The sequence below is a fragment of the Sediminibacillus dalangtanensis genome (assembly GCF_017792025.1).
Taxonomy (GTDB): Bacteria; Bacillota; Bacilli; order Bacillales; family Amphibacillaceae; genus Sediminibacillus; species Sediminibacillus dalangtanensis.
Genome location: NZ_CP046956.1, coordinates 1,778,376 through 1,792,027, shown reverse-complemented (window position 1 = coordinate 1,792,027; position 13,652 = coordinate 1,778,376). Strand labels below are relative to the sequence as shown.

Sequence of the window (13,652 nt, the reverse complement as noted above, 5' to 3'; positions counted from 1 at the left end):
TAAACTACCCCTCTCGCATTCTAGTTCAATTTTTTTATTCGATCTTTCGGGCTTACGATATCTGTAACCCTAACCCCAAAGTTTTCATCGATGACTACAACTTCGCCTTTTGCTATCAATTTTTCGTTCACGTTAATATCAACGGGTTCCCCGGCAAGTTTATCCAGCTCGATAATCGATCCCGATGAAAGCTCTAAAATTTCCTGTACAGATCGTTTGGTTCTGCCCAATTCCACTGTAACTTTCAATGGAATGTCCATCAGAATTTCTAGATTGCGTTGTTCCTTGGCAGGTAATTCTACCTGTTCAAAACTTGAAAATTCAGCTTGCTGGACATCAGTTGCTTTGCTGGGTACTTTGCCACCGATATGGTTTGGTTGCTGGTTTTTGCTGGCATGTTCACCATTGTATTCTGAACCGGCTTTTGCGGCAGTTGGTTGCTGTACATGTTCCGGCTTGGCCACATGTTGTTCCTGCTGAGTTGGTTCAGTTGCCTGCTTGTTTTCCTCCGGAGGATTCAACAGTTGATCCACTAAATCTTTGGCAAAATTGACTGGCAACAGCTGCATTATATTCGAATCTATTAAATCACCGATTTGTAATTGAAACGAAACTTTTACTAGGTTATTTTCTGAGTCAATCGGTTTCGTCCCTTGATCTGCTTCTACATCCAGCACGCTGATAGCAGGCGGTGAAATATCGACTCGTTTTGTAAAGACGGTCGACATACTGGTAGCTGCCGTCCCCATCATTTGATTCATTGCTTCTTGTACTGCACTCAAATGAATATCGTTCAATTCCTCGGACGGCGCCTGTCCATCTCCACCCAACATCAAATCAGCTATGATCGCTGCATCCCTCGATTGTATGACAAACAAGTTGACTCCTGAAAAGCCTTCTGTGTACTCCACTTCCACTCCTACATATGGTTGCGGAAATTCGTCCTGTAGATTTTCTCTGTGAATGACAGAAATAGTCGGTGTCGTAATTTCCACCTTCTGATTCAGCAAAGTGGAAAGCGTCGTTGCAGAACTGCCAAAAGATATATTACCGATCTCTCCCAGAGCATCTTGCTCGACTGAGTTTAAATAATCATCAACCGGGGGATTCTGAACTGTGCTCTCCTTTGTTTCTTGCTCAGGTTCCTCGTCATCCGTACTCCGCAAAAGAGCATCGATCTCTTCCTGGGACAGCATATCATCATTCATCATTGTCGTTCCCCCCTTGTATTTCTTCTAAGACTTGGACAGCCATTTTATTTTTTTGTTTACCAGGCTGTACATAAAACTTGGAATGTTCATCTACTTTAAGCGTCATTGGCTTATCGATCGCCTGATCCAGCTGAATGACATCGTCTTTTTTCAAGTTCAGTAAATCACTGACATTGATGGTCGATTCCCCCAATATTGCTTTGACATCCACTTCAGCCTGGCTGATTGTATGGGCCAAATCCTCATACTCTTGTGGATCGCTTTCCTTTGTATTCGTCTGCATCCAATAATGGACAGACAGCTTGGAGATAATCGGCTCCAGTACAACATGAGGAATACAAATGTTGATCATTCCGCTACTTTCTCCAATGGTTGTGTTCAATGACACAACCACCACGGTTTCATTGGGTGAAACAAGCTGAAGAAATTGAGGATTTACTTCAAATTCTTCAAACATAGGGTCGATGTCAATAACCGAACTCCACGCCTCCTGCAAATTTTCCAAAGCTTTCTCAAATAATTGGGACATTAATGTGGTTTCAATTTCAGTCAAGTTTTCTACTTTATTTACGCTGTTACCCTTCCCGCCCAATAAACGATCCAGCATGGCATAAGCGATATTCGGGTTGAATTCAAAGATGATTCTTCCTTGCAAAGGGGCCATACTGTATATGTTTAAAATCGTCATTTTCGGAATCGAACGAATGAATTCTTCGTAAGGTATCTGGTCGACTGAGGCCACCGAGATTTGGACGTAAGTCCGCAACTGAGCAGAAAAATAAGTGGTCAACAGCCTGGCGAAATTCTCGTGAATCCTTGAAAGACTTCTAATTTGATCCTTTGAAAAGCGCAATGCTCTTTTAAAATCATATACTCTTACTTTTTTTTCTTGTTCTTCTTGCTTTAAGGTGCTCGCATCCATCTCTCCTGATGACAGAGCAGATAGAAGGTCATCTATTTCATTTTGGGAAAGTACTTCCTGTGCCATATCCGCCACCTCCTATCAGGAGACTTTCTAACTTATTGTAAAACTTTTTTAATGGTGTAAACATCGACGATATTTCCCTCTTGCATTACTTCGTTCAATTTATCTTTCATCAATGCTTCCAAATCGGATAAGCCCGTCTTAAATGCATCCCGATCCATCTTCGCCAACTCTTTGATCAGGATATTTTGTACTTGAAACTGGCGTTTTTCTACTTCTTCCTTCGCTTTTTCGCTGTCTGCGACGATTTGGAATTGGATGCGGACAAAGCTGCCGTCCTCTAAATCGGTACTCATTTCTTCTGTTTGGACAGAATTTTCAACGATTTCATCCAACGATTGTTCATCCGAGTCCTTTTCTTCTCCATCGGCATTCAAAACATAAACCATACCAGCCGCACCACCAATGACCAGAACAAGCAGGGTAATGATCAATACTTTAAGCATTTTACTGCCCATGAACATCACCGGCTTCTTTGACACAGCCCTGCAAACCAATGGTTTGATAATACTTTTGAATCAACATATTCACTTCATTCTCCGTTTCTCTTACAACTAATTTTTTTCCTGTAACAAGGCTTATGGTCGTATCAGGAAAAGATTGTATCTGTTCAACATAAACCGCATTTAAACTGAATGTATCACCATTTAATCGAGTGAGCTTAATCATTTATTTGAAGGGGGCGGTTCAACGCCCCCGTTCCCCCTTTTGGTTAACGTTTCAGGTTGACTAGTTCCTGAAGAATCTCATCAGACGTCGTGATGATTCTCGTGTTTGCCTGGAAACCTCTTTGTGCTGTAATCATCTCGGTAAACTCTTCTGCCAAGTCGACATTGGACATTTCCAATGCACCAGACACAACAGACGCCCCACCGTCTTGTCCAGGAATGACCAAATCATCGATACTGTTAAAGTTATTATCATCGTCAGTGTAAACACCTGCGTTGGCAGTTAGCTGGTAAGTGTTGGAGCCCAGCTTTTGCAGACCGCCAGGATTTGAAAATTTAGCAAGCCTGATTGTACCAGCGATGGTAGCCCCATCCTCCGGGTCCACATAAGTCACTTCCCCGGTACCCTGGATGCTGAAGCTTTCGGCATCCTCAGGAATCTGTATTCTACCTAACGCCGGTTCCGCTCCATCTTCTCCAGAATCAACTGCGCCAAGCAGATACTTTCCATCCGGATTGACAATGTAACCATCGTCATCCAAGTAGAAATTTCCAGCTCTTGTAAAGGACACTTCGTTTCCGCTTAAGTCAAAGTTCCCATCCGAATTAGCATCTTCTCCTAAAACGAACATGCCGTCCCCTTCCAAAGCCAGGTCTAGTGCTCGATTGGTAGTCTGGCGATTCCCCACGGTATGTATATTGTCAATTGAACCAACCTGAGACCCCAAGCCGACTTGCGAAGGATTCACGCCACCGCGGATAGCATTCCCACCTTGCATGACCGGCCCTTCTGCACCAGACAAGGACTGGCTCATCATATCTTGAAACGTAACCCGGCCTTTTTTATAACCGGAAGTGTTTACGTTGGCAATATTATTTCCGATAACGTCTAATTTTGTTTGAAAACCGTTCATACCTGATATACCTGAATACATTGAACGTAACATTTTGCACAACATCCTTTTTAGATTATTTTTTCATTCATAAGAATTTGCTTCATTCACTCAGCAAATTTCGGCCTCCCATTCGGGTCCAGCCTAATCATCCATAACAATGGTTCCGTTGATGTTGGTGAATATTCTGCTCCCGGCTTCCGAGCGATCCATGGCTGTCACGACGGTATTATTTTTCGTACTTACCAACAAAGCTGCATTGTCTGTCAATACCAAAGAATCCGTTATTCCCTTTTGTTTCGCTTCTCCTACTTTTGCCGTTATTTTCTGCCATTGCTCCTGGTCAATCGCTATATTCCGTTCGTTCATCCGTTGTTTTGCATGTTTACTTACCTTTAAACCTTGTACATCTAATAAAGCATCTTTGAAATTTGTCAGCTGTTTAGATGTTTTGGTTTTTGAAGATTGGGGTATTAAAGATATTGGGTGCTGTAAAGATTGTATCCGGTGCTCCATGTTTATCATCCTCTAGTCAGATGATGGGCTGCTCACCTTTAAAATCGCATCCGCATATACCTTTTCACCATTGCTCAATTCCAATATGGCTTTTCCTTCTGACTGGCTGACTGCCGTCACATCACTCGTCGGTGTTTCGATTACTTGACCTGTCTCTTTATCATATCGGTTATAAGAAACTTCTTTGCCGATTAAATGGCTGTATTGAAGTACCGGTGAAATGGTTTGTGAATCGACTAACCGATCCATGGAAGCAGACATATTCGTCATTTGTTCCAAGGAGGAAAAGCTGGCCATCTGGGATACAAATTCTTTATCTTCCATAGGATTCAGCGGATCCTGGTTTTGCAGCTGGGCCATCAGTATTTTTAAAAATTCGTCTTTACCTAAGTTCGAACCTGTTGTACCACGAGGTTGCTGACTCAAATAATAGGAGTTATCTACTTTTGTCACTTCTATCACCTACACTTTCTCATTCATCAGCAATTCAGAGAAGCTTTTACCTTTTGCGTCTTCTTCAGAAGACTCTCCAGATTCATCCTGCTGGTAGCCGCTTTCTTGTTCAGACTGATCCCTATTGCCGCTGTTTTGTTGTCCGTTGTTCCGATTATCTTGTTGCAATAATTGTGCATCCTGCTTCTCGACAACTACTTGCTGCGGGGAGAACATATGCTTAAGCTGATGGAGATTTCCTTCAAGCATGTCCTTGGCAGCCTGGCTCGTCACCGTTATTTTAACGGTCATTTCGCCATTCAGCTGGGTCATTTTCACCATTACATCCCCCAGTTGGGCTGGACGCAGTTTAATCGAAAGCTCTTTGGTTCCATTGCTTTTTAAAAAATTGCTTTCGTGAATTGCTTTCTGCAACGTTTCTGTCAGTTGTTTCTGGTTAGCTTCCTGACTTCCGGTTTGATTGAGATGCACTACATATTGCTCAACTTTCGAAATCGGCATGCTGTTCATATGTTGCTGCGAGGCAACTGCTTGATTTGATGGGCCTTCATCTGACTGCCTTGCTAACGCCTGTTTAATCCATTTGCCAATGTCAGCAGAGGTTACAGAAGAATTACCTGTATAACGGTTTTGGGCAGAAAGGTTGTCACGGCTGCGAAAGGTCGTTACAAGCTGTTGCCAAATATTTTGCAGTTTTGTTTCCCCTTTAAAACTGGTTTCATTGTTAGCTCCAACCGTCATGTTCGTTTTTCCTGCCGCTTTTTCTTGGTTTATCCATTGTTGCAATAATTGCTTCAAGGATGCTTCCTGCTCTTTAGTAGGATTGCCTGCTTCGATTTTCCCGAGTATCACTTTTGCTTGTTCCCAAATCAATTGAAAAGATTGTTTGCTTTCATGATCCACCTTGTTCGTAACGGGTTGAATCAAGACAGCCTGTTGATTTTGGAGCATGGCAACCGCTTGATCAGAAGTTGTTGGAAAAGCAACGGTTGTTTTACCTGAAACGGTTGGGACATCTGTTGGATTCCCTTTCTCAACTTCATTTTTAACGCTTTGTATCAAAACGGCGATCAACTCGGTTGGTTCCAGTTCCGGGTTATCTTCGCCAAGCTGTTCTATCGTTGTTTCATTCTGGAGCATTTCAGAAATCACTTCTTGTACTTGTGGTGATAAAGCATCCAGTTTTTTTAAATCTTCATCTGGTAACTCAATGCCCAGCGATTTCAAAGTAGAAAGAAGGCCGGCAAGCACACTGCCTTGAGTGTCGCTTTTTTTCTCATCACTTGCTGACGAACTTTGCATCATTAAATCTTTAAAGGCAGTGGTCAGCCCTGTCAAGCCACTCTCCTCTTCTGGCGAAGATAACGGAGTCAAAGACATACTCGGCTGGACGTTAAATAATCCAATACTATTCACTTTTTCACCTCCTTTCAGTGTTACTGCGTTTCCTCAGCTGCGTATGCGTTTGTCAGTCTGGCCGCTTCATCTGCATCCATTTCACCAAGAATCTCTCCCAGAGTCTTTTTGGACATTTGCTCCATGACTGCCAACGCTGTATCATCCTCTAAGTTAGCCAATATTCCTGCTGCTCTTTCTGCCTCCATGTTTTGAAAAGAGGTTGAAATATCGTTGATAGCATTGGAAGCAGTGTCCTCCACTTCTTCTTCCTGCGCTTTCAACTGTTGATTGAGTGTATTGATTTGTTCGTTCAAATCCTTTATGTCAGCTTCTTTGGCTTCCAATTCCGATTCCAATTGCTCGATTTGTTCATCCCTGCTGTCGATTGCAGCAGTTAAACGCTTTTGCTCTACATCTCCGCTTTCTTTTTCTTCTTCAGAAACCAATGAAGAGACGCCCGGCACCTGATTTGCATACTTTTTAGCAAATCCCCCCACATCAATACCGGCAGCAACCATGATAATCAAAGCGATCGTGGCTGCCAAAATCAAAGGTATTAAAATAAATAATATCCATTGAAGGATTCCTGGTTTCTTTTTTTCATACTCGGATTTGTTAGCCATAACTCACCAATCCCTGTTTTTGTTAAACTGCATAGTGGATATCTCATCCATCTGCTTAGACTCTTCTGCTTTTACGACTGCCTGCTGTTTTTCTCTTTTTCGTTCGATCATCCGTTCGAATTTCTTTGTTTCGACATAAGCAGCAGTAAGTTTATCCTGTTTCATTTCCATATCTTTGCGTGCATTGCCAACTGCTGTTTGCAAGCTGGCGATATTCGTCTTCAATTTAGCGATATATTCGGAATGTGAAGTTAAACTCCCTACAAATGCCGGGGCTTCGCCGATTTCCCGTTGATATGCAGCTTCCGCATCTTCTTTTTTCTTTAACAGGTTGTACATTTCCGAAGCAACATCTTCAAAACGTTCGACCGATAACTTGTAGTCTTTTTGAGCAGTTTGTTTGTCTCTATCTCTTAAATCCAACAATTTTTCCAATGTTTTCGAATCTGCCATTATCCCTTACCACCCGCTACTAGATTAGAAGCTTGCAGCAATGCTTCTTTACTAGAGAACTTTTCATCCGTTCCCTGTTTCAAGAAATGTACCAGTTTCGGCTGAAACTGAATTGCTTCATCTATCTCCCTGTTCGTTCCACGTTTATATGCGCCTATCTGGATCAATTCGTGATTTTCTTCATAGGTAGCGAGCAAGGACCTGATTTTTCCGGCAACTTGTTGTTGTTCTGGAGAAATTATTTGCGGCATGACCCTGCTGACTGATTTTAGTACATTTATTGCCGGAAATCGTCCTTGTTCGGCAAGTTTACGGTCCAGAATAAAATGGCCGTCCAATATACCTCTGACCGTATCGGCAATTGGCTCATTCATGTCATCGCCATCCACCAGCACTGTATAAAACGCCGTAATAGTACCAGCTTCACTTGTGCCTGCTCTTTCTAGCAATTTTGGCAATATTGCAAACACAGAAGGTGTATATCCTTTTGTCGTCGGCGGCTCTCCTGTCGCAAGTCCAACTTCTCGTTGAGCCATGGCCACTCTAGTTACAGAGTCCATCATCAGGTTGACATTATATCCTTGATCACGAAAATATTCGCTGATGGCGGTAGCAGTGTACGCTCCTTTTATCCTCATCAATGCTGGTTGATCAGAAGTGGCAACCACGACGATGGACTTATGGAGACCTTCATCACCTAGATCTTTTTCAATAAATTCACGGACTTCTCTTCCACGCTCGCCAATCAGTGCAATCACATTAATATCTGCCCCGCTATTTCTGGCGATCATTCCAAGGAGTGTGCTTTTTCCAACTCCACTTCCAGCAAATATACCTACCCTTTGCCCTTTTCCAACAGAAAGCATGGTATCGATTGCCTTCACCCCTACTTGGATGGACTCATCAATCGGTGGGCGCAACATAGGATTCGGCGGTGACTGCTCAGAAGGATAAGATGCCAGTCCCCTCGGCATTTGTGAGTTATCCAATGGATTTCCCAACGAATCGACTACCTTGCCAATCAGGCCTCTTCCCACTTTTATCGATAAAGGCTGACCAGTTGCTTCGACCATGCAACCAGGTCCGATGTTTTTCAGCTGCGAATAAGGCATAAGTAAAACTTTCTCATTATGGAAACCGACAACCTCCGCCAAAATGGTTTCATCATGGTTTGTGCTGGCATGAATGTAACAAACATCTCCAATGCTTGCTTCTGGTCCCTGAGATTCAATCATTAGACCAACCACACGGTGAATTTTCCCATAGCGCTTGTAATTATCGAAGCGGTCAATTACATCAAGGTATTTATCAATCTTCATCTGAGTTCTCCCTTAACGCTTCAAATAGTTTTTCTCTCAGTTCAATCAGCCGTGTATCCACACTTGCGTCAATTCTGCCGAATGACGTTTCTACGATACAGCTTCCTCTTGTTAACTCTATATCAGGATAAAACTGGAGATGTGCTTCCCCAACCACTATATTTCGTAACTCGTCCTGCTGGCTGATCACGAGCTGATAATCATCCGGGTGAATGTAAACCGCAATGTTTTCCTGTTGCTTGGCTTCCTTCAGTACATTTTTTACAATTTCCAGAAAAGCATCCGTGGTTTCCAGTTCCTTGTGAATAATTTTGGATGCAGCCTTTATGCTCAAGGTCAAAATGGCATCTTCACTTTTATCGAGGATGGTCTGGTAATCTTGTTGTGCAAGGTCCGCGAGCTCACGTGCTTTGTCAACAAATTCCTCATATTGCTTTTGAGCATCTGAGCGCCCTGTCTCAAAACCCGTCTCATAGGCCGACTGTTTTACTTCCTCATATAATCGCTTTTTTTCGGATTCCCACTCGCTTCTTTCAATTGCTATCTGACGCTCTGCTTCTTTTGTTAAGAATCCTGCTTCATTTCTTGCTTTTTCCAAGTCTTCTTGTGCCTGTTTCAATTTTAATACCGTTTGATCAAGCTCTATTTCTGATTTATGATACTCGTCTTTCTCTCGTACAGTAACTGGTTTGATCCCAATTACCTTTCTCCCGGTGTCAGAATGAATCGGATGGCTGTCAGACAATCACATCATCTCCTCCACCACGGGCTATAACAATTTCACCTAGTTCTTCCAACCGGCGAATTACCGAAACAATTCGTGATTGAGACTCTTCTACATCGCGCAGTCTAACTGGCCCCATAAATTCCATTTCTTCTTTAAAAGTATCGGCCATTCGTGTCGACATATTATTGAACACGATATTTTTGACTTCTTCACTAGCAACCTTCAAGGACAAGCGTAAATCATCATTCTCTACTTCTCTGATCACACGCTGTATGGCACGGTTATCCAATGTGACAATATCTTCAAATACGAACATGCGCTTCTTGATTTCCTCTGCGAGTTCAGGGTCCTGAATTTCCAAAGCATCCAGAATGGTCCGCTCGGTGCTCCGGTCCACACCGTTCAGCACTTCCACAACTGCCTGAATCCCGCCCGTTTGCGTATAATCCTGCGTGACAGTCGCTGATAACTTCCGCTCCAGAATCTGTTCCACTTCCGTTATAATTTCTGGGGAGGTAGAATCCATGACCGCAATCCGTTTTGCAATATCAGCCTGCATTTCCTGCGGAAGTTCAGACAGAATTTGGCTCGCCTGTTCCGGATCCAAATACGATAGGACAAGTGCAATTGTTTGCGGATGCTCGTTTTGGATAAAGTTAAGCACTTGTGACGGTTCTGCTTTACGGGCAAAATCAAAGGGTTTTACCTGCAAGGAAGACGTCAGCCGATTAATGATACTATCTGCTTCCGACTGACCCAACGCCTTTTCCAAAACCGTTTTAGCGTAACCTATCCCTCCTTGGGAAATATAGTCTTGCGCCAATGCTATCTGGTGAAACTGATCGAGAATTTGCTCTTTCTGCTCTGCTTCAACCTTCTTCACTGAAGAAATCTCCAACGTTAATTTTTCGATTTCCTCTTCAGTCAAGTGTTTATATACTTGTGCAGACACATCGGGCCCGAGAGAAATCAGTAATATTGCAGCCTTTTGCTTTCCTGTTAATTCCTTGTATCTTGCCATAAAGGTTGCCCCCTAATCTTCCGCAATCCAACTGCGAAGCAGTTTCGCAAATTCTTCCGGTTTATCTTTTGCAAGTTTTTCTAGTTGCTTGGTACGAACCCCTGCTTCCGTTTCCGGACTTTCTTCAATATCCGGGATAGTGACTGGGTCAGGGACGTAAGATTCTTCAGTATATTCGTACTCTTCCTCTTCTTCCGTGCTTCTTCTTCTCCAAAGCATCCAAATCAATGCCAGTATGATAGCGATCAAAACCCCGCCGGCGATATACATCCAAGTAGGAATGGTAGCTTGCGGCTGAGCGGAAGAACCCTTACTGCCGTTGAATTCCTGTAAGACAATCGACACTTTTTCTTCCGGGTTCACTTCGCCATACTCCTTGTCGATCGAAGTGGTAATGATTGAATCAAGGATTGATGAAATGCCGTCTTCCACCGTTGCTTCTTCAGCAGCCGACAAATATTGAACTTCCCCTGTTTCATTGTCGACAGATTTTGTATTATCCACTGCCACTTGTATTCCAAGGTCTCTAATTTTATAAGGACTTTCGACGATTTCTTTCTTAATTCGATTAAACTCATTGTTTATCGATTCTTTGACCATTTCGTAATCGCCATCCTGCCCTTCCTCACCGGCTGGATAATTGGTTACTTCCTCTTCCCCTGTGCCCGCGACACCGCCTTCCGGAGCGCCTCCTGTATAAGTTTCTTTGATGGTCTCTACGCTTACCGGTAAGCCTTCCATATTATCCTCATCTACGGGCGTAACCAATTCTTCGACCCTGTTTTCCTGGGTGAAATCAATATCGGCAGTAACGGAAGCAATTACCTTATTGTTTCCGACCATCATGCCAATCATTTGTTGCACCCGTCGTTGAATATCCCGTTCAATGTCTTGCTTTACATTCTGTTGATACGTATATGTGTCCGTATTTCCGGCAGTCGCTGTATCATTTAAGTCAAAATACTCAAAATTTTGATTCATGATGACGATATTATCAGTAGGGAGGTTCGGCACCGTTTTGGACACTAAATGATATAAAGATTTAATCTGGCCCGGTTCCAACTGATATCCCGGCTGTGTATTCAAAACGATTGATGCCGAAGCTTCGAGAGGCTGCTCGCTGACAAATAACGGCTCTTCTGGTTTGTTGATCATCACGTTGGCATCCTGAATACCGTCGATACTTTTTATAAGATTGGCGATTTCCGTCTGCATTGCATCTAGTTGGATGACATCAAACTCATTGTCTGTCATTCCCCAAGATGTATTGTCACTGAAAAACGAATAATCAACATTTCCACTGTTCGGCAATCCTTGTGCAGCAAGATCGACCAACAGCGTGTCAGCGTCCTGTTCTGGAACCAATATCGTTTTACCTGCATCCTGAAGTTCATACTGGACTCCTTTAGCATCCAGTTCTGTTTTAATCTGTCCTACTTCCTGTATAGACAAATTATTATATAAGGGAACCATATCGCTTTTACTTGCAAGTAATGTTCCACCAATAATCAAAAAAAGAACCATCAGGAGAGAACCGATCATGACTCCTTTTTGTCTGGAAGACTTGGAACTCCAGAATTTCGTCAATTTTTCTTTATAGATGTCAATTTTCTGTTTCATTCTCTTCCCCCAAAAAAAACGCACTTTCCCTTACCTGGAGCCGTCAATAAGGAAAAGGACGGTATACTCTATTTGCCTATGTAATTTACACTTGCATCCTCATTACTTCATTGTAAGCATCAATGGCTTTACGTTGCATCTCGACGGCGGTGTTCAGTGTAATGCTTGCTTTTTGTGCTGTAATCATGACGTCATGTAAGTCATCGATTTCTCCATTGGCCAATGCCTGCGTCTTTTTGTCTGATTCAACCTGATAATTGTTTAACGTATCGATTGCATTTTTTAAGCTATTAGCAAATTGTCCCTGTGCTTCTCCAGGAGTGGACAGCTTCCCGCCATCCTGCTGTAAAGAAACAGCCGACGGTGACTGTAAATTTCCGATGTTATTGATTGTAACCAAAAGGTATCCCCCATTTCTGACACTTCATTATTTTCCTATTTCCAGTGCTTTAAGCAGCATGCTCTTTGTCGCATTTACAGAAGTAACGTTCGCTTCGTATGACCTTGTGGCACTCATCAAATCAACCATTTCTTCAAGCGGATCGACATTCGGTAGTTGTACATAACCATTTTGATCCGCATCCGGATGATTGGGATTATAAACAAGTTTGAATGGTTCTTGATCTTCTGATATTTCACTCACCCTGACGCCTTGCCCGGGGCTCGAAGATTTTCCAGATGCTTTCTGCAGAAAAGATTGAAAGTCGGGTGTTTTTGCTTCCAGTGAGACCAGTTTCCTTCGATATGGTTCATATTCACCATTTTCGTTCATAGTCGCCCGGGTCGTATCCGCATTGGCAATATTGGAGGAAACAGTGTCCATTCTCAATCTCTGAGCTGTAAGTGCACTTGCGCTAGTATTCAGTGCATTGAAAATGCTCATTTATTATCTTCCTCCTTTTATTACTGTCTGCAGGCTTGAAAACTTCCCATTCAATCGATCTACCAATCCTTGATAATAGATTTGGTTTTTAGCCAGCTCAGTCATTTCCTTGTCAATGTCAACGTTGTTTCCGTTATGGTTGTATGTAGTATTTGTATTGGAAACGATACGGAAGGATTGCTGTGCAGTGTCGGAACCGAAGTCAATATGTCTGGCATCAGTGCGTTTTGTCTGGAAGCCGTTGTTCATTTCACTGTTCAAAACATCTTTAAATGCGACTTGTTGCGCTTTATAACCCGGTGTGTCTGCGTTAGCAATATTGTTTGAAATGGTTTGGTTCTTTAAAGAGGCATAATCCAATGATTTCTCTAAATTGCTAATTGTATTCCCAAAGAAAGACACTTTCTCTTCCCCCTATATTCAATTTGGTTTTAAACGTAATGTTTTATTTTTCTCATAAACCGTCAAAAATTGGCTATCAATATCGAATATTGTAATTTAATTCTAATTTTATGTCTATGCAATTTACTGATAATCTTACTTTAGGTCTGTAAAAAATCACCCGCCCCCATTACTTTAGTCTCAATTCCCATCCTATAAAACCCATTTTCCTCATTAGCATTTGTGTCGAACCATGTCTTTTTTCCTTTGCTTTTATTATTACATACTCTTGGACAAATGAAAATATTGGTTGGCAAAAAAGAAAAATAATTCTAATATCGGACGAATTTAATTATCATCCCCCCTCCTATTGACCCAGGTAATTTGGCACAAAAATTTGATGAGTCCCTCCCATAAACATCCCGGTAAATAAAACCTGACGTCGGCGATCCTGAAGGCGAAGATACAGTCGAAATAGCACTAAAGGTTGTTGTTGTTGAA

At 42.4% G+C, this 13,652-nt stretch carries 17 protein-coding genes; all 17 read right to left on the bottom strand.

Annotated features, from left to right (window positions below; all coding sequences use genetic code 11):
• Positions 1-20: 20 nt before the first annotated feature.
• The 17 genes from fliY to flgB all read right to left on the bottom strand — a co-directional run bounded on the left by fliY (position 21) and on the right by flgB (position 13,172).
• Complete coding sequence (gene fliY, locus ERJ70_RS09030; RefSeq protein WP_209368734.1) at positions 21-1,211, bottom strand: flagellar motor switch phosphatase FliY; 1,191 nt, start codon at positions 1,209-1,211, stop codon at positions 21-23.
• Complete coding sequence (fliM, locus tag ERJ70_RS09025; RefSeq protein ID WP_209368733.1) at positions 1,201-2,199, bottom strand: flagellar motor switch protein FliM; 999 nt, start codon at positions 2,197-2,199, stop codon at positions 1,201-1,203. Before fliM ends, fliY begins: the two co-directional genes overlap by 11 nt.
• Positions 2,200-2,231: 32 nt before the next feature.
• Entirely contained in the window at positions 2,232-2,654 is a 423-nt protein-coding gene (gene fliL / locus ERJ70_RS09020; protein ID WP_209368732.1) for a flagellar basal body-associated protein FliL, read from the bottom strand.
• Positions 2,644-2,865 carry a flagellar FlbD family protein gene (locus ERJ70_RS09015; protein WP_209368731.1) on the bottom strand — a complete coding sequence of 74 codons (222 nt, stop codon included), beginning with the start codon at positions 2,863-2,865 and terminating at the stop codon, positions 2,644-2,646. Before ERJ70_RS09015 ends, fliL begins: the two co-directional genes overlap by 11 nt.
• 43 nt (positions 2,866-2,908) lie before the next feature.
• Entirely contained in the window at positions 2,909-3,811 is a 903-nt protein-coding gene (flgG, locus tag ERJ70_RS09010; protein WP_209368730.1) for a flagellar basal body rod protein FlgG, read from the bottom strand.
• A 90-nt stretch (positions 3,812-3,901) separates the two neighbouring features.
• Positions 3,902-4,273, bottom strand: coding sequence for a TIGR02530 family flagellar biosynthesis protein (locus tag ERJ70_RS09005; protein WP_209368729.1), 372 nt, complete (start codon positions 4,271-4,273; stop codon positions 3,902-3,904).
• Between the two features lie 12 nt (positions 4,274-4,285).
• Complete coding sequence (flgD, locus tag ERJ70_RS09000; protein ID WP_309507411.1) at positions 4,286-4,735, bottom strand: flagellar hook assembly protein FlgD; 450 nt, start codon at positions 4,733-4,735, stop codon at positions 4,286-4,288.
• Entirely contained in the window at positions 4,736-6,142 is a 1,407-nt protein-coding gene (locus tag ERJ70_RS08995; protein WP_209368728.1) for a flagellar hook-length control protein FliK, read from the bottom strand.
• A 20-nt stretch (positions 6,143-6,162) separates the two neighbouring features.
• On the bottom strand, positions 6,163-6,747 hold the full coding sequence (locus ERJ70_RS08990) for a MotE family protein (RefSeq protein ID WP_209368726.1): 585 nt from the start codon (positions 6,745-6,747) through the stop codon (positions 6,163-6,165).
• 3 nt (positions 6,748-6,750) lie between these two features.
• A complete protein-coding gene (gene fliJ / locus ERJ70_RS08985) occupies positions 6,751-7,200 on the bottom strand; it encodes a flagellar export protein FliJ (RefSeq protein ID WP_209368724.1) in 450 nt (149 codons plus the stop codon).
• Entirely contained in the window at positions 7,200-8,519 is a 1,320-nt protein-coding gene (gene fliI / locus ERJ70_RS08980; RefSeq protein WP_209368722.1) for a flagellar protein export ATPase FliI, read from the bottom strand. Before fliI ends, fliJ begins: the two co-directional genes overlap by 1 nt.
• The gene (fliH, locus tag ERJ70_RS08975) at positions 8,509-9,264 is read right to left on the bottom strand and encodes a flagellar assembly protein FliH (protein WP_209368720.1); all 756 of its coding nucleotides are present in this window, start codon (positions 9,262-9,264) and stop codon (positions 8,509-8,511) included. The genes fliI and fliH overlap by 11 nt, the downstream gene beginning before the upstream one ends.
• On the bottom strand, positions 9,257-10,267 hold the full coding sequence (fliG, locus tag ERJ70_RS08970) for a flagellar motor switch protein FliG (RefSeq protein WP_026570365.1): 1,011 nt from the start codon (positions 10,265-10,267) through the stop codon (positions 9,257-9,259). Before fliG ends, fliH begins: the two co-directional genes overlap by 8 nt.
• A 12-nt stretch (positions 10,268-10,279) precedes the next feature.
• On the bottom strand, positions 10,280-11,887 hold the full coding sequence (gene fliF / locus ERJ70_RS08965) for a flagellar basal-body MS-ring/collar protein FliF (protein ID WP_209368719.1): 1,608 nt from the start codon (positions 11,885-11,887) through the stop codon (positions 10,280-10,282).
• Positions 11,888-11,972: 85 nt separating this feature from the next.
• Positions 11,973-12,215 carry a flagellar hook-basal body complex protein FliE gene (gene fliE / locus ERJ70_RS08960; RefSeq protein ID WP_374099813.1) on the bottom strand — a complete coding sequence of 81 codons (243 nt, stop codon included), beginning with the start codon at positions 12,213-12,215 and terminating at the stop codon, positions 11,973-11,975.
• A gap of 99 nt (positions 12,216-12,314) precedes the next feature.
• Positions 12,315-12,770 (bottom strand): flagellar basal body rod protein FlgC, encoded by a 456-nt coding sequence (flgC, locus tag ERJ70_RS08955; RefSeq protein WP_209368717.1) that lies wholly within the window; start codon positions 12,768-12,770, stop codon positions 12,315-12,317.
• A 3-nt stretch (positions 12,771-12,773) separates the two neighbouring features.
• Positions 12,774-13,172, bottom strand: coding sequence for a flagellar basal body rod protein FlgB (gene flgB / locus ERJ70_RS08950; protein WP_209368715.1), 399 nt, complete (start codon positions 13,170-13,172; stop codon positions 12,774-12,776).
• Positions 13,173-13,652 lie beyond the last annotated feature (480 nt).